Consider the following 18357-nt stretch of genomic DNA (forward strand, 5'->3'; position numbering starts at 1 on the left):
CAGCCCGAGCCGCAGCCGCAGGCGCCGAAGAGCGGGAGGCTCCTGATGTCGGCGGGCTGTTCGGTCGGGCGTTCCTGGGTGGGGTCGGGTGTCGTCGTGCCGGGCGTGCTGGGGGATTCGGCCATGGTCCCTCCTCGAGGCTGGTGCCTGTGCCCATTGCATGCCCGCCCTGCTGGGCGCATCAACGGCGCACAGAGGCTTGCGCACGCCCCCGAAGGAAACCGGCGCCCACGGCACCCCGCCCCGCAGAGACCTACGCCCCCTCCACCCCCGAGACCGGCTGGATCTCCGGCTGGATGTCGGGCTGCAGCTCGTCCGCGTGCTCACCCGTCACCAGGTAGACGACACGCTTCGCCACCGCCACCGCATGGTCGGCGTACCGCTCGTAGTAACGGCCGAGCAGCGTCACGTCGACCGCCGTCTCGATGCCGTGCTTCCAGCGCTCGTCCATCAGGTGCTGGAACAGCGTGCGGTGCAGGAGGTCCATCGCGTCGTCGTCCTGCTCGAGCTGCAGCGCGAGGTCGACGTCCTTGGTGATGATCACCTCGGCGGCCTTCGCCATCAGGCGCTGCGCGAGCTGACCCATCTCCAGGATCGTGGCGTGCAGGTCCTGCGGCACCGCGCGCGAGGGGTAGCGCAGCCGCGTGAGCTTCGCCACGTGCTGGGCCAGGTCGCCGGAGCGCTCCAGGTCCGCCGACATACGGAGCGAGGTGACGACTATCCGCAGGTCCGTCGCCACCGGCTGCTGGCGCGCCAGCAGGGCTATCGCCCGGGCCTCCAGGTCGTGCTGGAGATCGTCGACCTTCTGGTCGCCCTCGATCACGCTCTCGGCCAGCTTCAGGTCGGAATCGAGGATCGCCGTCGTGGCGCGCCCGATCGCCGACCCGACCAGCCGGGCCATCTCGACCAGACTGTCGCCGATCGAGTCCAGTTCCTCGTGGTACGCGTCCCGCATCAGGGTCCCTCTCTTACGTGTGCCTCGGGGTTCCGCCAGGCCAGGAGCAGGCCAGGAGACCGTCGCCCGACCGGAAGTCTTCCGGCAGGTCTTCCGGCAGTCTTACCGTCATCACCTCCGACAGTAAGACCGTCTCGAAAACAACAGTCGGACTGTCGGACTGTCGTGAAACCGCCCGTGCGATCTCCACGCTAAACCGCCTGTGCGAACCCCACGCGCCTACCATCCGGCCTCTACGCGTCCGTTTCCGCCACCCCAAATGAACCAATACTGGCTCCAAGGTGAACTCTGGGCGACGAGTGTTCGAGCCGGTACTCCGACGGCTGTGGGCACCGCCCGCGACATGCCTAACCTGGATGCATGGACGTGAACGCGGCGGTCGCCGCAGCGGCAGCGATCGCCGGGGTTCTCACCGGCGTGATCGCCATGCTGGCGTTCCGCTGGAGCGAACGCGACCTCGGGCGGCCCACCCGGACCTCGCTGCACACCGACCCGGTCCTGCCGCCCGGTGTGGACACGGTGCTGTCGGTGCTGCGCTCCTCCGCGGTCGTCCTCGACGAGGGGGACGCCGTCGTCAAGGCCAGCTCCGCGGCGTACGCCCTCGGCCTGGTGCGCGGCGGCAAGCTCTCCGTCGAGCCCATGCTGCAGATGGCCCGGGACACCAGGCGGGACGGTGAGATACGGCAGGTCGAGCTGGATCTGCCGCGGCGGGGGACCGGGCGCGGGGAGGCCCTGGCCGTCTCCGCGCGCGTCGCACCCCTCGGCTCCCGCCTCGTCCTCCTCCTCGTCGAGGACCTCACCGAGGCCCGGCGCATAGAGGCGGTGCGACGGGACTTCGTCGCGAACGTCAGCCATGAGCTGAAGACCCCGGTCGGCGCGCTCTCCCTGCTCTCCGAGGCCGTCATGGACGCCTCCGACGACCCCGAGGCCGTGGAGCGCTTCGCGGGCCGTATGCAGATCGAGGCGACCCGGCTCACCAGCCTGGTGCAGGAGCTCATCGACCTGTCCCGGGTGCAGAACGACGACCCGCTGGAGGACGCCGAGCCGGTCCGCGTCGACGAGCTGGTCGCCGAGGCAATCGACCGCTGCCGGCATGCCGCCGGGACGAAGCAGATCACCATGGCCACCGGAGGCACCGACGACCTCAGCATCTGGGGCAACCGCGGCCAGCTCGCCGCGGCGCTCGGCAATCTCGTCGAGAACGCCGTCAACTACTCGCCCGCCCGCACCCGCGTCGGCATCGCCGCCCGCCGGATCACGGCCCCGGGCGGAGACCTCATAGAGATCGCCGTGACCGATCAGGGCATCGGCATCTCGGACAAGGACAAGGAGCGCATCTTCGAGCGCTTCTACCGCGTCGACCCGGCCCGCTCCCGTGCCACCGGTGGCACCGGGCTCGGTCTCGCGATCGTCAAGCACGTGGCCGCCTCGCACGGCGGGGAGGTCACGGTGTGGAGCTCCGAGGGACAGGGCTCCACGTTCACCCTGCGGCTGCCGGAGGCGGGCGCGGCCCGCGACCGTGCTCAGCAGCACCCCGATCTCGACGAAGAGGCCGGGCGGCCCGCACCATCCGATCCTCCCGATTCCTCCAATTCCCCCGACTCAACCGCGTACGAAACGCTTTCCGCCCCGGAGGTCCTTCCGTGACCCGAGTGCTCGTCGTCGAGGACGAGGAGTCCTTCTCCGACGCCCTGTCGTACATGCTCCGCAAGGAGGGCTTCGAGGTCGCCGTCGCGACCACCGGGCCCGACGGACTCGACGAGTTCGAGCGCAACGGCGCCGACCTCGTCCTCCTGGACCTGATGCTGCCCGGCCTGCCGGGCACCGAGGTCTGCCGTCAACTGCGCGGCCGCTCCAACGTCCCGGTGATCATGGTCACCGCCAAGGACAGCGAGATCGACAAGGTGGTCGGCCTGGAAATAGGAGCCGATGACTATGTCACCAAGCCGTTCTCCTCGCGCGAGCTGGTCGCCCGTATCCGGGCCGTCCTGCGCCGCCGCGGCGAGCCGGAGGAGGTGACCCCGGCCGCCCTGGAGGCGGGCCCGGTCCGCATGGACGTCGACCGCCACGTGGTGACGGTCTCCGGCTCCAAGGTCGACCTCCCCCTCAAGGAGTTCGACCTGCTGGAGATGCTGCTGCGCAACGCCGGCCGCGTCCTGACCCGCATGCAGCTCATCGACCGCGTCTGGGGCGCCGACTACGTCGGTGACACCAAGACCCTCGACGTCCACGTCAAGCGCCTGCGCGCCAAGATCGAGCCGGACCCGGGCGCACCTCGGTACCTGGTGACGGTGCGTGGTCTCGGGTACAAGTTCGAGCCGTAGGCCGCGGTCGGCTGGAGCCGTCGGACGGAGTCCGGCGCAGCGCTCCGAAGCCCGCGTAGCGGTGCGAGGGGTGCGTCAAGAGTGGTGCTCGAGCCGGACCCGGGCGCACCGCGGTATCTGGTGACGGTGCGTGGTCTCGGGTACAGGTTCGAGCCGTAGGCCGACGCACAACACGGTCGCCATGTCGAAGGGCGGGACTCCCATTCCGGGGGTCCCGCCCTTCGGCTACGGCTGTGATGCTGCGGTACGACCGCTCAGTGGCCGGCCGCCGACTGCGAGGCGCTGTCGGACGGGGTCGCCTCGCCCGCGCCCGCACCCTCGCCGGTACCGGCCCCGGCGCCCGGCGTCTCGCCGCCCTCGGCCGGGCTGCCGGTGGGCGAGCCGCTCGGGGAGGCCGTGGCACCCGGCGTCGCCGGGACCTCGCTCGGGCCCCAGCTCTCGAAGTAGTGCTCGGCCGGGACGACGAAGGCGCGCAGGCTCACATCACCGGTCTTGCTGAAGGTGAAGGTGACCTTCTGGGCGTTGCCGTCCTGGACCGCCTCGCGGCTGCTGGGCAGCACGGCGGCGGCGTTGCCCTTGCCACCGATGATCAGCGAACCGCCGGCCGGGATGGTCAGGCTGCCGCCCTTGGCGGGCTTGAGCTCGGCGGCCTTGTCGACGCCCTCCACCTCGATCGCGTCCAGCGTCTGGGCGGTGCGGCCGGAGTTGAACAGGGTCGCGGAGATCGCGGCGGGGCCGGTCGACTCCAGGTCGGGCTGGGTGATGACGACGGCGTTCTGGATCTTGATGTCGCCGACGCTGGTGGCGGCGTTGTCCGGCTTGATCTCCAGTGTCTGGCTGTCGTTACCGGCGGCGCACGCGGCGAGCGAGGTGATCGAGAACGCGAGGGCGGCGGCGGCCAGGGCGCCGCGTCGAAGGCTGCTGCTCACGGCGGCGGCAACTCCTTGATTCGAACGGGGCGGGCTGCATAAAGCCGCCCTAAGTGTCTGTCAGCGGCCTTAGGTTACCGAGCCGTTCCCGCGCCGCCGCACCCGACCCTCCCCTCGGTGGGCGAAGTGCCGTCGAAGGGACCCTTCCAGCACCCGTCTCTCCACTCACAAGCGGCCCGGGAGGCGCATTGCCCGACCGCTCGTCCGTCATTCACATAAGTCCGCCGCAAGCACCCGCGCAAAATTTCCGTGAAGGAATGCGCGAACCTCCGGAATTGATCACCCGACCATGCCGCCGACCTGGTCGTGATCAATTCCGGGATTCGTCCGGTACCCGTCCCGGCACGCCGAACGGAGTAGCGGAAGTCGCACACTTGGAACCGGACATATGTGTATGTTCGGTCACTCGGAGGCGCCGTCGGATGTGTGTAACGTGCGCGTTTCCCCCCACCCGCAGAGCCGCTCTCACCTGCGAATACCTTCTTCCGGTCGGCCCGCGCAGCACGTTCCGGCTGGAGTTGTCAAGCCCCGAGATATGCCCTGACCTGCGAAAACGCCATTCAGAACCCGCAGTTTCCGTGTTACCCTGGATAGCCACGGAAGGGGTACCTGTCACATGACGTTCAAGGTTGGCGACACCGTGGTCTATCCCCATCACGGGGCCGCGCTGATCGAGGCCATCGAAACTCGCCAGATCAAAGGCGTGGACAAGACCTACTTGGTGCTGAAGGTCGCCCAGGGTGACCTGACGGTGCGTGTGCCAGCGGACAATGCGGAGTTCGTCGGCGTGCGTGATGTGGTCGGTCAGGACGGGCTGGACCGGGTCTTCGAGGTGCTGCGCGCGCCGTACGCCGAGGAGCCCACGAACTGGTCTCGTCGTTACAAGGCAAATCTGGAGAAGCTCGCCTCCGGCGATGTCATCAAGGTCGCGGAAGTCGTGCGTGACCTGTGGCGTCGTGAGCGCGAGCGTGGACTCTCCGCCGGTGAGAAGCGCATGCTCGCCAAGGCCCGCCAGATTCTGGTGAGCGAGCTCGCCCTCGCGGAGAACACCAACGAGGACAAGGCCGAGGCCCTGCTCGACGAGGTTCTCGCGTCCTGACGCGGTCCGTCCGCCTCAGTTCAGCACACCTCATTCAGCACAGAGCGCTGTGTTGTTCCCAAAGAAGTGCCGCGGTGCCCGATGACGTCATTACTGTCGCCGGGCGCTGCGGCATGTTCGCGCACAGACGCCGTACGTCCTGCCTCGGGGTGTCCCCGATACTTTGATGTGCCGGGTCCGGGCAGCTGGCTCGACCGTTGTCACGGAAGGGTTCGGTCAAAGACGTCCCACCCGGCACGCTGAGGCCATACCCACCTAGGCCGAGCACACAAACCTGACAGGAACCGATGTCTGACGATTCGCGTCCTTCGCCCACGGAAGTCCGTACCGGGACCCCCGCCGGCACCCGTACGGCCGTGGTGATCCCGGCCGCAGGAAAGGGCGTACGCCTCGGCCCGGGCGCCCCCAAGGCACTTCGCGCGCTGAACGGCACGCCCATGCTGGTCCACGCCGTCCGCGCGATGGCCGCCTCCCGCGCCGTCTCCCTGGTGGTCGTGGTGGCCCCACCCGACGGCGCCCCCGAGGTCAAGTCGCTGCTCGACGCCCACGCGCTGCCCGATCGCACCGACTTCCTGGTGGTCCCCGGCGGCGAGTCCCGCCAGGAGTCCGTCAAGCTCGGCCTGGACGCGCTGCCCCCGGACCACGACATCGTCCTGGTGCACGACGCGGCCCGCCCGCTGGTGCCGGTCGACACCGTGGACGCGGTGATCGAGGCCGTACGGGAGGGAGCGCACGCCGTGGTGCCCGCGCTGCCCCTCGCCGACACGGTCAAGGAGGTCGAGCCCGCGCAGACCCCCGGGGACCCGGAGCCGGTGGTGGCCACCCCGCAGCGCGCCCGCCTGCGCGCCGTACAGACCCCGCAGGGCTTCGACCGCGCCACGCTGGTCCACGCGCACGAGACGGTGACGCACGACGTCACCGACGACGCGAGCATGGTCGAGCAGCTCGGCCTGACCGTGGTGGTGGTCCCCGGCCACGAGGAGGCCTTCAAGGTCACCCGCCCACTGGACCTGGTCCTCGCGGAGGCGGTCCTGGCCCGACGGAGGCTGAACGATGGCTTCTGAGACGGAACCGCTCCTTCCCCAGGTCGGCATCGGCACCGACATCCACGCCTTCGAGGAGGGCCGCGAGTTGTGGTGCGCGGGCCTGAAGTGGGAGGGCGAGGGCCCGGGTCTGGCCGGCCACTCCGACGCGGACGTGGTCGCCCACGCCGCCTGCAACGCCCTCTTCTCCGCAGCGGGCCTCGGCGACCTGGGGCAGCACTTCGGCACGGGGCGCCCGGAGTGGTCCGGCGCGTCCGGGGTCGTACTGCTCACCGAGGCGGCGCGCATCGTCCGCGAGGCGGGCTTTCGCATCGGCAACATCGCCGTACAGGTCGTGGGCCCGCGCCCGAAGATCGGCAAGCGACGGGACGAGGCCCAGAAGCTCCTGTCGGAGGCGGCGGGAGCCCCGGTGTCGGTGTCGGGAGCGACGACGGACGGGTTGGGGTTCCCGGGCAGGGGCGAGGGCTTGATGGCGGTGGCGACGGCGTTGGTCGTGCGAGAAGGGTGAGCGGCCCAACCTCAAGGGGCGCGGGGCTGTATCGATGTGCGGCTCCGCCGCGTGGGCGCGACCAGCCCCCACCGACCCGCAGCCGACAACGGCCAAACCGCCGGAAGGCACCGGCACCCACCGCGGCCGACTACCCTGGTGCCGTGACTATTCGCCTGTACGACACCAGCGCCCGGCAGATCCGTGACTTCACCCCGCTCCAGCCGGGCTGTGTCTCGATCTACCTCTGCGGCGCCACCGTGCAGGCGGCCCCGCACATCGGGCACATCCGCTCGGGCCTGAACTTCGACATCATGCGCCGCTGGTTCACCCACCGCGGCTATGACGTGACGTTCATCAGGAACGTCACGGACATCGACGACAAGATCATCGCCAAGTCCGCCGACCAGAACCGCCCCTGGTGGTCCATCGGCTACGACAACGAGCGCGCCTTCACCGACGGCTACACCGCCCTCGGCTGCCTGGCGCCCACGTACGAGCCCCGCGCCACCGGCCATGTCACCGAGATGGTCGAGATGATGCGCGGCCTCATCGAGCGCGGACACGCCTACGAGGCGGACGGCAGCGTCTACTTCGACGTCCGCTCCTGGCCCTCCTACCTGGAGCTGTCGAGGCAGGACCTCGACGAGATGCGGCAGCCCGCCGAGGAGGGCATCACCGGCAAGCGGGACCCGCGCGACTTCGCGATGTGGAAGGCCGCCAAGCCCGGCGAGCCCGACTGGGAGACGCCGTGGGGACGCGGGCGCCCCGGCTGGCACCTGGAGTGCTCGGCGATGGCGCACAAGTACCTGGGCTCCGCGTTCGACATCCACGGCGGCGGCCTGGACCTGATCTTCCCGCACCACGAGAACGAGATCGCCCAGGCCAAGGCGTACGGCGACGACTTCGCCCAGTACTGGGTGCACAACGCCTGGGTCACCATGAGCGGCGAGAAGATGTCGAAGTCGCTCGGCAACAGCGTGCTCGTCTCCGAGATGGTCAAGCAGTGGCGCCCGATCGTGCTGCGCTACTACCTGGGCACCCCGCACTACCGCTCGACCATCGAGTACAGCGAGGAGGCCCTGCGCGAGGCCGAGTCCGCCTTCGCGCGGATCGAGGGCTTCGTGCAGCGCGTGGTGGAGAAGGCGGGCGTCGTCGAGCCGTCCCCCGAGGTGCCGATCGCCTTCGCCGAGGCGATGGACGACGACCTGGGCGTCCCGCAGGCGCTGGCCGTGGTGCACACCACGGTCCGCCAGGGCAACTCCGCCCTCGCCGCAGACGACAAGGAAGCCGCGGTGGCCCGCCTCGCCGAGGTGCGCGCCATGCTCGGCGTCCTCGGTCTCGACCCCCTCGATGCGCACTGGGCCGGTGAGACCGACCGCGGCGAAGACCTCCACGGTGTGGTCGACACCCTGGTCCGCATGGTCCTCGACCAGCGCGAGGCGGCCCGCTCCCGCAAGGACTGGGCGACCGCGGACGCCATCCGCGACCAGCTCAACCAGTCCGGGCTCGTCATCGAGGACAGCCCACAGGGCCCACGCTGGAGCCTCGGCCCGCGCTGACGAGTCCGGGTCCCGGAAGATCGATTGTGCCGCCCGGCCCCCCGGGCGGCACACTGCATAGACGTACGTACGAAACTCTCACGACAGACAGGTAGGTCATGGCCGCGAACAACCGCCGCATGTCCGGCAAGAAGGGCGCGCAGGTCGGCAGCGGCGGCCAGCGGCGCCGGGGCCTGGAAGGCAAGGGGCCGACGCCTCCGGCCGAGATGCGCAAGGGCCACGCCAAGCAGCGCGCGGCACAGGCGAAGGCGCGGCGCGCGCAGGGCGGCCGTCCGCAGGCCAGGCGCGGCGGCAAGAGCACGTCCGAGCTGGTCGTCGGCCGCAACCCGGTGGTCGAGGCGCTGCGCGAGGGCGTCCCCGCCTCCACCCTCTACGTCCAGCAGTTCATCGACAACGACGAGCGCGTCCGCGAGGCACTCCAGCTCGCCGCCGACCGCGGCGGCATCAACCTCATGGAGGCCCCGCGCCCCGAGCTGGACCGCATGACCAACGGCCTCAACCACCAGGGCCTGGTCCTGCAGGTCCCGCCGTACGAGTACGCCCACCCCGAGGACCTGGCCGACGCCGCCGCCGACGCGGGCGAGGACCCGCTCATCGTCGCCCTCGACGGAGTGACGGACCCGCGCAACCTCGGTGCCGTCGTCCGCTCGGTCTCGGCGTTCGGCGGCCACGGGGTCGTCGTACCCGAGCGCCGCGCGGCGGGCATGACGGCCGGCGCCTGGAAGACGTCGGCGGGCACGGCGGCCCGCACCCCGGTCGCCCGCGCCACGAACCTGACCCGCGCCCTGGAGTCGTACAAGAAGGCGGGCGTCGTGGTCGTGGGCCTCGCCGCCGACGGTGAGGTGGAACTCGGCGACCTGGAGGCCCTTGAGGGTCCGGTGGTCATCGTGGTCGGCAGCGAGGGCAAGGGCCTGTCCCGACTGGTCGGCGAGACATGCGACTTCCGGGTACGCATCCCGATGCCCGGCGGCGCGGAGTCCCTGAACGCCGGTGTGGCGGCGGGCATCGTCCTCTATGAGGCGGCCCGTCGGCGCGTCTGAACAGACATCCGTGGCCTCACCCGTGCGGGTTAATTCTGGTGACAGTGGTGCGACCTGCGCATCCTTGACGGGGTCCGGACAGATCGGACCGGTCAAAGCAGTGTCCTAACCACACGTCACTCGGTTAGTTGAGTGTGGACACCAGAACACCCCGCACACCCACGGGGGACCGCTCGTCGGGATACGACGACGCTCCCGCGCTGAGCATGGTGAAGGTGCCGAGCGATCCGGCGCAGATCATCGTCAATCACGCGAGCTTCCGCGTGCTGCTGGGCGCGTCGACCAGGCGCACCAAATCCCCGCAGGTCGCACGGCACTTGAGCGCCACCGACGACACCGCCGGCATCCCCGCCATGGGCGCGCCCCCCGCCGCCCGCCGCCGGGTCTCCGTGTGGAACGGCACGTCCGCGCCCGACGACACCGGCGCCCACCGGCTGCTGCAGGCCGTGCGCGACGGCAGCGTCCGCCACGGCGACGAACCGGGCCCCGCGGCAGGGGGCACCCAGGTCATCCCACGCGTCGACGTCGGCTACGGCGGCGGCTACGAGGACGACATGGCCCAGACGGTCGAGACCCCCATCGTCGGCGCGCAACGCACCCACGAGTCCGTGGAGACCCGACTGCTGCCCAACATGCGCAGGGTCGAGAGCGCGTACGACGAGGAATTCGCGTACGCGTCGGAGCACTTCGAGGCCGACGCCCCGGACGAGACCGACACGCCCCCCAGGCGCCCGGGCGGCGGCGACGACCCCGCCCGCCACGCGTACTACCCCGGCCGCCGTATGAACCTCGGCGTGGTCCTGCTCCCCCTCCGCGTCTTCCTCGGCTTCATCTCGATCTACGCGGGCATGGGCAAGCTCTGCGACCCCGTCTACTTCGACGGCGGCAAGCGCGGCTCCATGGTGAAGTGGCTCAACACCCTGCACCCCTGGGAAGTGGCCGAGCCCCTGCGCCAGTTCGCCCTGGAACACCCCGTCGGATCCGGCCTGGTCATCGCCTTCTTCCAGGTGATCGTGGGCGTCCTCACGGTCCTCGGCTGCTGGCAACGAGTGGCCGCCGTCGTCGGGGCGCTGCTGTCCGCCGCGCTCCTGCTCACCGTGAGCTGGAAGAGCGTCCCGGTCTACGACGCCCCCGACATCATCTATCTCGCCGCCTGGTCCCCGCTGATCATCGCCGGCGCCCCCGTCTACTCCATCGACGGCCGCCTCGCCGGCATGGCCTGGCGCCGTCTCGGCCCGCGCTCCGACATCTGGGAGCTCCGCAACTACGTCCTGCGCCGCGGCGCCCTCATCACGGCGATCGTCGCCGGCCTCACCCTCCTGATCGGCTCCCTCCTCGGCGGCGCCGTCCGCGACGCCGACCGCGTCGTGGTCCCGGGCCCGGGCGAGGCACCGCGCAACGAACTCCCCGGCTCCCCCCTGCCAGAGGAGTCGGACCGCCGGCACGACAAGACCCCCTCGGCCTCCAACTCGCCCACCCAGGGCGCCACATCGGGAACGGCGACTCCATCCGGCGCCGCGACGACGCCGGGCGCCACCAGCGACACGGGCACGACGGGCGCGGGCACGCCGAGCCAGACCCAGGGCACGGAAGGCCAGGCCCCGCCCCAGCAGTCCACCCCCGCCGACGAGGCCCCCAGCACCAGCGCGGGCCCCACCGGGGGCCCCACATCGAGCGGCGGCTCCACGGGCGGCGGTTCCGCCCCCGAGGAACCGGGCCTGGTGGGCGGCCTGCTGGGCTGACCCGCACGAACACGACGATGGGCCCCGGACTTCAACTCGTCCGGGGCCCATCGTCGTGGGCGGCGTGGGGCTGGGCCGGGGGGCACGGCCCGGCGCGACGGGGTGCCGCCTGCGCCCACCCGTGCCGCCCCAGGCGGCACGCATGCCCGCAGCTGAAGCGGAGCGGACCCCCCGCCACGGCCCCGACCCACCCACCAACCGTTGGCGCTACGCGCACCCCCACCGAACCCGCACAGGCGCCGCAGGCATCCGCGCTCAGCGCCCCAGAGCCGCCAGCTCCTTCGCGGCCTCGGTCAGGTCCTTCGCCGTGTCGATGGCCCGCCAGTACGCCCCCTGCGGGATCGGAAAGCCGGCCAGTCGGCGCTCACGGGCCAGGTGGGGGAAGGTCGTACGTTCGTGGTCGCCGCGCTCGGGGAGGAGATCGGCGAAGGCGGACGAGAAGACGTACACACCCGCGTTGATCTCGAACGTCGACGGCGGCGCCTCTATGAAGTCCGTGATGTGTCCGAAGCCGTCCGTCTTCACCGCGCCCCACGGAAGACGCGGCCGAGCCAGCGCCAACGTGGCGACAGCGTCCCGCTCGGTGTGGAAGTCCGCCATGTCCCGCAGCGAGAACCGCGTCCAGATGTCCCCGTTGGTCGCGTACCAAGGCCGGTCCGGATGCGGCAGATGCGCCGCCGCGTACTTCAGACCGCCACCCCGCCCCAGCGGCTCGGTCTCGACGACAGTCGTCACCCGCACCGGAAGCTCGGCCGACTTCAGCCAGTCCTGCAACACCTCGGCGAGATGCCCGCAGCTCACCACGACATCCGTCACACCCTCCTCAGCCAGCCAGACAAGCTGATGGCCGATGATCGGCGTCCCCGTACCGGGGATCTCGACCATCGGCTTGGGCCGGTCGTCGGTGTACGGACGCAGCCGGGACCCCTGGCCCCCGGCCAGGACGACGGCTTGAACGGGGCGGGACGCGGCGTTCGGATCAGTCATGCCCGAACTGTACGCGGCGCCCCGCTCACGGTATTCACCGGAAACCGTTCGTTAATCAGTATTCGTCATTCAGTAAAGAGGCCGGGCTCCCGGCGCTAACCGTGCGCTGCGGCCACACCGGAGGCGAACGCCGTGTCGCACACGGGCCGCGAGTACGACTGCGCCCGCGTCGGCCCGTACACCCGCACCGCCGCACGCCCGAGCGCACGGGCGATCGACGCACAGTGCTGGGCAAGCGACGGCCGGTCGTCGACGGCCTGCTGGAGGTGGGTGAGCGCGGCGCCCGGGTTCTTCTCCTGCAACTCGGTCATCAACTGGTCGCGCAGCACGTCCTGCGGGGCGCGCGGCGCGGCGTTCTTCGCGTTACCCGCGTTCGATACGTCGGTCGCGGCGAGCACCGAGTCCGAGGGGTTCCCCGACCAGTTGACCCGGGTGACCGCGAGGGTCCCGGAGAGCACCAGGACGACGGGCAGGACGAGGGCGAGAGTGCGGCCGAGCTGGCGGGCGGGGCCCCGGTGGCCGCGTCGTGTCTGTTGGGTGGTGGAGTGCTTCACGCGAGTGAGGGTAGCGTTCGGTGCTGATATGGCGACATTTAGTCACCGGTTCGGGGGATGAAGAGGGCCCTGGATTCGGGTACGACGTTGACGTACAGCGCTCGAAATGGCCGGTATGCCGGGGTATTTGTCGACAACGAAGAGGGCCCCGCAGCGCTCTGCGGGGCCCTCTTCGTCAACCTGGGTGAATTACCCGGGGTTGTACCGCCTCAAGCGGCTGGACTGTCTCAGTCGGACAGCCGCTCACCCGTGGAGGTGGAGAAGACGTGCGTCTCGCCGGAGCGCGGGACGACGTGCACCGTGCTGCCCTTCTCGGGGACGTCACGGCCGCTGACGCGGACGACGAGGTCCTTGGAGTCGTCGCCGCCGACCTTGGCGGTGCCGTAGACGTACGCGTCGGCGCCCAGCTCCTCGACGACGTTCACGCTGACCGCGAGACCCTGGTCCGAATCGGCGCCGGCCACGTCGAAGTGCTCGGGACGGACACCCACGGTGACGGTCTTGTCGGTGGTGGCGGACAGCGCGTCACGGTCCACCGGCACGACCGAGTTGCCGAACTTCACACCGCCGTCGGTGATCGGGACCTCGACCAGGTTCATGGCCGGGGAGCCGATGAAGCCGGCCACGAAGAGGTTCGCGGGGCGGTCGTACATGTTGCGCGGGGTGTCGACCTGCTGGAGCAGACCGTCCTTGAGCACGGCGACCCGGTCGCCCATCGTCATGGCCTCGACCTGGTCGTGGGTGACGTAGACGGTGGTGATGCCGAGACGGCGCTGCAGCGACGCGATCTGCGTACGGGTCGACACACGGAGCTTGGCGTCCAGGTTGGACAGCGGCTCGTCCATGAGGAAGACCTGCGGCTCACGCACGATGGCGCGGCCCATCGCGACACGCTGGCGCTGACCACCGGAGAGGGCCTTCGGCTTGCGGTCCAGGTACTCGGTCAGGTCGAGGATCTTCGCGGCCTCCTCGACCTTCTTGCGGATCTCCGCCTTGTTGACGCCGGCGATCTTGAGCGCGAAGCCCATGTTGTCGGCGACGGTCATGTGCGGGTACAGCGCGTAGTTCTGGAACACCATGGCGATGTCCCGGTCCTTCGGCGGCAGGTGCGTGACGTCGCGGTCACCGATGCGGATGGCGCCGGCGTTGACGTCCTCGAGCCCCGCCAGCATGCGGAGCGAGGTGGACTTGCCGCAGCCGGACGGGCCGACCAGAACGAGGAACTCGCCGTCCTCGATGTGGATGTCGAGCGCGTCCACGGCGGGCTTCTCGGTGCCCGGGTAGATCCGGGTCGCCTTGTCGAACGAAACAGTGGCCATGGTGAATGGGCCCCCTTCTACCGGCAGGAACGTGCCGGACGATCCGTTGTAGGAAGGTGGTTGGTTTAGTCCACATGTACGGACTGGGTCTGGACGGTACCCGGCGTTCGCCTGTTCTGTCAGTACCTGGAGGCATGTGAACTTCGCGGAAATTTTCGACAGGGCTCCCTTGGAACCTGGGTACACTGCACGGGCGCGTGCGTGACAGTGCGTGCAGGCCTCCTTAGCTCAGCTGGTCCAGAGCGGCTGTCTTGTAAACAGCAGGTCGTCGGTTCGAATCCGACAGGGGGCTCTCTTCACGATGGGGCGGTTGTCGATTCGACAACCGCCCCACACGTTTTTCCCGTTCGGCGTGGAATAGGATCGCTACTGCTAGTGTTCGTCCCGTCACAGTGGGCAATCAGCCTCAATGTACATGTAATGAAATCCGAGGGTTCCATGCGCAAGCTTCACCAGGTCATGATCGCCGCGGCGGCTGCGGGCGGCCTGTCCGCCATCGGTGCCGGCACGGGCGTCGCCTACGACGTCGCGCCGTCCACGTCCGACCTCTACCGGCCGTACCAGGAGTGCAGCCCGCAGACGGTTGCCGCGACCGACGTCCCGGTCGCCGTGCTCGGTCTCTCCGAGACCTTCGACACCACCTGCGGTCAGTTCAACAACGCGTTCACCGGCTGAGGCCGGCGGCACAGTCGTGCGCGACGCCTTCCGCGGGCCCCTTCGGGGTCACTCCCGAGGGGGCCCGTCCATGTGTGGGCGTCCCCGAACTCCGGTGCGGTGATGAGCGGTTGGTCCACACGGACCGGTCGCCCGCAGGTCAGTCCTTCAGTTCGTAAGCGAAGCGGGCCCCGGCGTCCCGGACGTGAGCCGGGCACAGGGGTCCGTCTCTCCGACACCCCCAGGGCCCGGCGCGCGGCCGTTCGCGGTGTATTGCGTCCGGGCACACCCCCACAGAGGAGACGCAACTCATGTTCAACGGGAAGAAGTTCATGGCTGTCTCGGGGCTTCTCGGCGGCCTTGCCATGACCTGTTTCGGCGCCACCCAGGCCCACGCGGCGGGCCCGGGCAACTGCGCCCTCGACGCCCAGGGCAACATCATCTGCACCCAGCAGCTCCAGGGTCAGACGGAGGAGGGCGACGGCTTCATCCTGCGCCGGACGGTGAACTGCCAGCCGACGGAGCCGCTGACCCTGCCCACTCCCGGCCTGCTGTCCAACGGTCAGACGCGGATCGGGCCGCACATCACCTGTGCCGACCAGAGCACCCCCATGCCGGCCGCGCCCAGCACCGGCCAGAACAACTCCGCGGACGACGCCGCGCCCCCGTTGCTCGCCCGCCTGTTGGGCTGAGCGTCTTCGAGCGGCGGATGGCCGGACCGGGGCGACCTGGTCCGGCCACCCGCCGCTTTCGCGCGTCCACGGGGGAGTTGTCGGCAAACGAGTGACCGGCCGGCACCGCCCGTGACCCGACCGCGGGGAAGCGTCGTTTTCCTGGCAGGGAAATCGGTGTGCGCACCGGTGCCTTGTCATGGGCCGACACGACACAAGGAAGGAGGAATGTCCCAAATTGCTACGGATCGTCTGTATATGCTCACATTAAGTAGTCAGCCAGGGCTTCACGCCCGGGAAGAAAGGGTCTAACTATGCGCAGGTTTCAGCGCGTTGCAGTCGTAGCCGCGGCGGTCGCGGGGATGTCCGCCTTCGGCATGGGCGCCGGCAGCGCCTTCGCCCACGACAACGACTGGGACGGTCAGGCTGTCACCGCGGTCGCCACCTCGCAGGCCAACGCCGTGGCCACGTGGGGTGCTCCGTACGGCAAGGCCGCCCCGCACACCGCTCCGCAGGCCGCGCCGTACGCCGCTCCGCAGGCTGCCCCCGCCGCGCCGGAGGCCGCTCCCAAGGCCGCCGCGCCGGAGTACGGCTACGGCGAGTACTCCGCTCCGTACGCCGCTCAGCAGTAAGAAGCAGTCGCCGGCGTCGATGCGCGCATCTCAGGGCACAGGCGCATCGACATCGATCGGAACACCGTATGCACGGCGCACGATCTGAACATCTCAGCTCCTGGATCAGGTCGGGCTGTTCGACGGTGTGCTGGACAACACCCTTAGCAAACACAGCCCGGACGCGCGGCAGACCCATCAGGGAGCGCGGCCGGGCTGTGGCATTTCGACCTTCTCCAAGGCAAAAGGAACGCAGCACATGATCGGTCGACAGAAGATCGCAACCGTCTCGGGGCTCCTCGGAGCTCTCGCCGTGATCTACAGCGGCGCGGCGCCGGCGTACGCCGACGACCCCAAGGGCAACTGCACGATCACCGCCCAGGGAGACATTGTCTGCATCAAGAAGAGCGAGGTCGTCCACAAGGACAAGCGCCACGGGTACGTCGTCCAGCAGAGGCAGGACTGCACCACGGTCGAGCGGCCGCGCTTCATCGGGCCCAAGGAGGGCGCGGCGAGCGGCGGGTCCGTGCAGAGCGGGCCGGTCGTGGAGTGCAACAACCGGGCGGAGCTGCCCAAGGGCGTCAAGCTCCCCAAATTCCGTTTCTGACGGACCGCACGAAGAATGCCGGACCGGGATCACTCCCGGTCCGGCATTCTTCTTGAAATCCGGCCTACGTCACTTGTCGAAGGCGCTGTTGTTGCAGCCCATGCTCGAGCCCATCGAGGTGTCCTGGGCGCCCGGGTTGCCCTCGCCATTGAGCAGGTTGCCGCCCAGGCCGTTGGCGATGCCGACCTGGCCGAGGATGTTGACGTTGGCGTCGTGCGACCGGCAGTTCGTGCTCTGCATGATGTTGAGGCTGTTGCCCTTGCGGCCCTTGTGGCCCCAGTCGCCTCCGTCGGCGTGCGCGACGCCGGAGCTCAGGAGCCCGACGCTCCCGAGGGCGGCGACCAGGACGGCGGCCTTGCGGAGCTTGTGCATGTTCATCTCCGGTGGAGTGGAGTGGGGTCGATCTCCGGGAGATCGACTTCGTACAATTACGGAGGCTAATAGGAAGTATTCCAACGCAATCGGCGGCACGCCGAATTCGGAAAAGTCTCACCGCCTTGGCCGATGGCCACGAAATTGCCCGCTGTTGTACACGAATCCAGCACAAAAGAGTCCCGGTACCGGGCTCGAGGCTCGGTACCGGGACCTGTTTCCCGCTCGGGTCGGCCGGGCGACCCTTCAGTGCCTTAGAAGGCGCTGTTGTTGCAGCCCATCGACGAGCCGATGTGGGTGTCCTGGGCGCCCGGGTCGCCCTCGCCGTTGAGCGCGCTGCCCAGCAGGCCGTTGAGGATTCCGACCTGGCCGAGGACGTCGACGTTCAGGTCGTGCGACTTGCAGTTGGAGCTCTGCAGGACGCTGAACTTGTCCCCGCCCTTCTTGCCGCCGTGACCGCCGTGGCCGTCGGCGGTGGCGGTGCCGGCGCCCAGCAGTCCGACAGTGCCGATGGCGGCGACAACGACGGCAGCCTTGCGAAGCTTGTGCATGTCATCTCCGGTGGAGTGAGGTGGGTGCGATCTGTGGGAGATCGACTTCGTACAGTTACCGGAGATTAATAGGAAATATGTGGACATGTATGAACGACGCGCCGGGGTTTGTGATCTCGCACAGGGATACACCCGGAAGCCGCATCGCCGACATGGAAGAAGACGAAGAGGACATGGAAGAACGCTGGTCGCGGTCCTCGGCGAGGACCGCGACCAGCGTGGGTCGCCGCAGCCGCGAGAGGTGATCCTCAGTGCGTGTAGCGGGCGTGGGAGAGGGAGTTCGCCTGGCTGTTGGCCTGGTCGCAGTCGACGCCCTCGGTCTCGGCGGCGGCGAGTACGGCGACCGGGACGGCCGCGTTGAGCAGGGACTGCGGGCTGCACTCCTGGTACGGGCGGAAGAGGTTGGCCTGCTCGATCGGCCCGGACGGCGCCACGGACGGCTGCGGGTTGACCTCGGGGCTGATCTTCGGGCTCAACTGCGGGTTGACCTGCGGAGCGACCTCGGCGCCCCGCTGGGGCGGCGCCTGCCGCCGGTGGTGCGGCGCGTTGGAGGACTGCGCGCTCGCCTGCCCGTGGCCCCACGCGGTGGCCTGCATGTCCTGCTGTGGAGCGGGCGGCGGGACGGAGCCGTAGCCCACGGGAGCGTCGGCGACGCTGGGGCCGACGCCGATCGCGGACAGACCACTGGCTGCTGCTACGACGAGCGCGACGTGATGAAGCTTGCGCATGGAACCTCGGCCCTTCATTGACCTGTGCATGGAACGTACGGAAATGCGGCTGCGATGGAATCTCCCTGTGCGGAACGAGGCATCCGCGATTCCGGTCACGTGACTCTGGGGCGGGTCACTCA

The 18357-nt window shown here is 69.5% G+C and carries 20 protein-coding genes, 1 tRNA gene and 1 pseudogene; 14 read left to right on the forward strand and 8 right to left on the reverse strand.

From position 1 onward, the window contains the following. Positions 1 to 253: 253 nt before the first annotated feature. Positions 254 to 955, reverse strand: coding sequence for a phosphate signaling complex protein PhoU (gene phoU / locus ACP4J3_RS41405; protein WP_426541795.1), 702 nt, complete (start codon positions 953 to 955; stop codon positions 254 to 256). Between the two features lie 360 nt (positions 956 to 1315). Here phoU and ACP4J3_RS41410 point away from each other — a divergent pair, with 360 nt between their 5' ends. From ACP4J3_RS41410 to ACP4J3_RS41420, 3 genes and pseudogenes are all read left to right on the forward strand, one after another. Continuing rightward, positions 1316 to 2602 carry a sensor histidine kinase gene (locus ACP4J3_RS41410; RefSeq protein ID WP_426541797.1) on the forward strand — a complete coding sequence of 429 codons (1287 nt, stop codon included), beginning with the start codon at positions 1316 to 1318 and terminating at the stop codon, positions 2600 to 2602. Beyond that, on the forward strand, positions 2599 to 3279 hold the full coding sequence (locus ACP4J3_RS41415; RefSeq protein ID WP_015659563.1) for a response regulator transcription factor: 681 nt from the start codon (positions 2599 to 2601) through the stop codon (positions 3277 to 3279). The genes ACP4J3_RS41410 and ACP4J3_RS41415 overlap by 4 nt, the downstream gene beginning before the upstream one ends. Positions 3280 to 3357: 78 nt before the next feature. Continuing rightward, positions 3358 to 3438 (forward strand): annotated as a pseudogene (locus tag ACP4J3_RS41420) (DNA-binding response regulator); the annotation flags it as partial. A 95-nt stretch (positions 3439 to 3533) separates the two neighbouring features. Here ACP4J3_RS41420 and ACP4J3_RS41425 read toward each other — a convergent pair. Further along, positions 3534 to 4208: a DUF461 domain-containing protein gene (locus tag ACP4J3_RS41425; RefSeq protein WP_426541799.1), complete on the reverse strand. Its 675-nt coding sequence runs from the start codon at positions 4206 to 4208 to the stop codon at positions 3534 to 3536. Positions 4209 to 4824: 616 nt separating this feature from the next. On the opposite strand from ACP4J3_RS41425, the gene ACP4J3_RS41430 reads away from it, so the two are divergent. The 6 genes from ACP4J3_RS41430 to ACP4J3_RS41455 all read left to right on the forward strand — a co-directional run bounded on the left by ACP4J3_RS41430 (position 4825) and on the right by ACP4J3_RS41455 (position 11181). After that, positions 4825 to 5307, forward strand: a complete 483-nt coding sequence (locus ACP4J3_RS41430) for a CarD family transcriptional regulator (RefSeq protein WP_003953493.1) — start codon at positions 4825 to 4827, stop codon at positions 5305 to 5307. A gap of 287 nt (positions 5308 to 5594) precedes the next feature. After that, positions 5595 to 6371 carry a 2-C-methyl-D-erythritol 4-phosphate cytidylyltransferase gene (gene ispD, locus ACP4J3_RS41435; protein WP_426541801.1) on the forward strand — a complete coding sequence of 259 codons (777 nt, stop codon included), beginning with the start codon at positions 5595 to 5597 and terminating at the stop codon, positions 6369 to 6371. Beyond that, a complete protein-coding gene (gene ispF, locus ACP4J3_RS41440) occupies positions 6361 to 6858 on the forward strand; it encodes a 2-C-methyl-D-erythritol 2,4-cyclodiphosphate synthase (protein ID WP_426541803.1) in 498 nt (165 codons plus the stop codon). Before ispD ends, ispF begins: the two co-directional genes overlap by 11 nt. A gap of 143 nt (positions 6859 to 7001) precedes the next feature. Next, entirely contained in the window at positions 7002 to 8399 is a 1398-nt protein-coding gene (gene cysS, locus ACP4J3_RS41445) for a cysteine--tRNA ligase (RefSeq protein ID WP_426541805.1), read from the forward strand. Between the two features lie 98 nt (positions 8400 to 8497). Further along, positions 8498 to 9439 (forward strand): 23S rRNA (guanosine(2251)-2'-O)-methyltransferase RlmB, encoded by a 942-nt coding sequence (gene rlmB / locus ACP4J3_RS41450; RefSeq protein WP_426541807.1) that lies wholly within the window; start codon positions 8498 to 8500, stop codon positions 9437 to 9439. A 134-nt stretch (positions 9440 to 9573) separates the two neighbouring features. Continuing rightward, positions 9574 to 11181 carry a DoxX family membrane protein gene (locus ACP4J3_RS41455; protein WP_426541940.1) on the forward strand — a complete coding sequence of 536 codons (1608 nt, stop codon included), beginning with the start codon at positions 9574 to 9576 and terminating at the stop codon, positions 11179 to 11181. Positions 11182 to 11436: 255 nt separating this feature from the next. Here ACP4J3_RS41455 and ACP4J3_RS41460 read toward each other — a convergent pair whose 3' ends face one another. The 3 genes from ACP4J3_RS41460 to ACP4J3_RS41470 form a co-directional block, all read right to left on the reverse strand. Continuing rightward, positions 11437 to 12168 (reverse strand): nucleotidyltransferase family protein, encoded by a 732-nt coding sequence (locus ACP4J3_RS41460; RefSeq protein WP_426541809.1) that lies wholly within the window; start codon positions 12166 to 12168, stop codon positions 11437 to 11439. A gap of 95 nt (positions 12169 to 12263) precedes the next feature. After that, on the reverse strand, positions 12264 to 12722 hold the full coding sequence (locus ACP4J3_RS41465) for a hypothetical protein (protein ID WP_426541811.1): 459 nt from the start codon (positions 12720 to 12722) through the stop codon (positions 12264 to 12266). Positions 12723 to 12949: 227 nt separating this feature from the next. After that, positions 12950 to 14041, reverse strand: a complete 1092-nt coding sequence (locus ACP4J3_RS41470) for an ABC transporter ATP-binding protein (RefSeq protein WP_426541813.1) — start codon at positions 14039 to 14041, stop codon at positions 12950 to 12952. A gap of 217 nt (positions 14042 to 14258) precedes the next feature. Here ACP4J3_RS41470 and ACP4J3_RS41475 point away from each other — a divergent pair. The 5 genes from ACP4J3_RS41475 to ACP4J3_RS41495 all read left to right on the forward strand — a co-directional run bounded on the left by ACP4J3_RS41475 (position 14259) and on the right by ACP4J3_RS41495 (position 16584). Then, positions 14259 to 14333 (forward strand) — tRNA-Thr (locus tag ACP4J3_RS41475). Between the two features lie 146 nt (positions 14334 to 14479). Beyond that, positions 14480 to 14716 carry a hypothetical protein gene (locus ACP4J3_RS41480; RefSeq protein ID WP_426541815.1) on the forward strand — a complete coding sequence of 79 codons (237 nt, stop codon included), beginning with the start codon at positions 14480 to 14482 and terminating at the stop codon, positions 14714 to 14716. A 290-nt stretch (positions 14717 to 15006) separates the two neighbouring features. Next, positions 15007 to 15387: a hypothetical protein gene (locus tag ACP4J3_RS41485; RefSeq protein WP_426541817.1), complete on the forward strand. Its 381-nt coding sequence runs from the start codon at positions 15007 to 15009 to the stop codon at positions 15385 to 15387. Positions 15388 to 15680: 293 nt separating this feature from the next. Continuing rightward, positions 15681 to 15998 carry a hypothetical protein gene (locus ACP4J3_RS41490; protein ID WP_426541818.1) on the forward strand — a complete coding sequence of 106 codons (318 nt, stop codon included), beginning with the start codon at positions 15681 to 15683 and terminating at the stop codon, positions 15996 to 15998. A gap of 238 nt (positions 15999 to 16236) precedes the next feature. Beyond that, positions 16237 to 16584 carry a hypothetical protein gene (locus ACP4J3_RS41495; RefSeq protein WP_426541820.1) on the forward strand — a complete coding sequence of 116 codons (348 nt, stop codon included), beginning with the start codon at positions 16237 to 16239 and terminating at the stop codon, positions 16582 to 16584. Positions 16585 to 16653: 69 nt separating this feature from the next. Here ACP4J3_RS41495 and ACP4J3_RS41500 read toward each other — a convergent pair whose 3' ends face one another. The 3 genes from ACP4J3_RS41500 to ACP4J3_RS41510 form a co-directional block, all read right to left on the reverse strand. After that, entirely contained in the window at positions 16654 to 16956 is a 303-nt protein-coding gene (locus tag ACP4J3_RS41500; protein WP_426541822.1) for a hypothetical protein, read from the reverse strand. Positions 16957 to 17210: 254 nt separating this feature from the next. After that, positions 17211 to 17507: a hypothetical protein gene (locus ACP4J3_RS41505; protein WP_426541824.1), complete on the reverse strand. Its 297-nt coding sequence runs from the start codon at positions 17505 to 17507 to the stop codon at positions 17211 to 17213. 248 nt (positions 17508 to 17755) lie between these two features. Continuing rightward, on the reverse strand, positions 17756 to 18235 hold the full coding sequence (locus tag ACP4J3_RS41510) for a hypothetical protein (protein ID WP_426541826.1): 480 nt from the start codon (positions 18233 to 18235) through the stop codon (positions 17756 to 17758). Positions 18236 to 18357: the final 122 nt, after the last annotated feature.

The sequence above is a fragment of the Streptomyces sp. UG1 genome, from assembly GCF_049974585.1.
Taxonomy (GTDB): Bacteria; Actinomycetota; Actinomycetes; order Streptomycetales; family Streptomycetaceae; genus Streptomyces.

Coding starts and splice junctions, on each gene's coding strand:
- ACP4J3_RS41490 (WP_426541818.1), top strand. CDS start 15,681: ATGCGCAGGTTTCAGCGCGTTGCAGTCGTAGCCGCGGCGGTCGCGGGG.
- ACP4J3_RS41430 (WP_003953493.1), top strand. CDS start 4,825: ATGACGTTCAAGGTTGGCGACACCGTGGTCTATCCCCATCACGGGGCC.
- ACP4J3_RS41505 (WP_426541824.1), bottom strand. CDS start 17,507: ATGCACAAGCTTCGCAAGGCTGCCGTCGTTGTCGCCGCCATCGGCACT.
- ACP4J3_RS41495 (WP_426541820.1), top strand. CDS start 16,237: ATGATCGGTCGACAGAAGATCGCAACCGTCTCGGGGCTCCTCGGAGCT.
- ispF (WP_426541803.1), top strand. CDS start 6,361: ATGGCTTCTGAGACGGAACCGCTCCTTCCCCAGGTCGGCATCGGCACC.
- ispD (WP_426541801.1), top strand. CDS start 5,595: ATGTCTGACGATTCGCGTCCTTCGCCCACGGAAGTCCGTACCGGGACC.
- ACP4J3_RS41500 (WP_426541822.1), bottom strand. CDS start 16,956: ATGCACAAGCTCCGCAAGGCCGCCGTCCTGGTCGCCGCCCTCGGGAGC.
- rlmB (WP_426541807.1), top strand. CDS start 8,498: ATGGCCGCGAACAACCGCCGCATGTCCGGCAAGAAGGGCGCGCAGGTC.
- ACP4J3_RS41410 (WP_426541797.1), top strand. CDS start 1,316: ATGGACGTGAACGCGGCGGTCGCCGCAGCGGCAGCGATCGCCGGGGTT.
- ACP4J3_RS41460 (WP_426541809.1), bottom strand. CDS start 12,168: ATGACTGATCCGAACGCCGCGTCCCGCCCCGTTCAAGCCGTCGTCCTG.
- ACP4J3_RS41510 (WP_426541826.1), bottom strand. CDS start 18,235: ATGCGCAAGCTTCATCACGTCGCGCTCGTCGTAGCAGCAGCCAGTGGT.
- phoU (WP_426541795.1), bottom strand. CDS start 955: ATGCGGGACGCGTACCACGAGGAACTGGACTCGATCGGCGACAGTCTG.
- ACP4J3_RS41480 (WP_426541815.1), top strand. CDS start 14,480: ATGCGCAAGCTTCACCAGGTCATGATCGCCGCGGCGGCTGCGGGCGGC.
- ACP4J3_RS41485 (WP_426541817.1), top strand. CDS start 15,007: ATGTTCAACGGGAAGAAGTTCATGGCTGTCTCGGGGCTTCTCGGCGGC.
- ACP4J3_RS41470 (WP_426541813.1), bottom strand. CDS start 14,041: ATGGCCACTGTTTCGTTCGACAAGGCGACCCGGATCTACCCGGGCACC.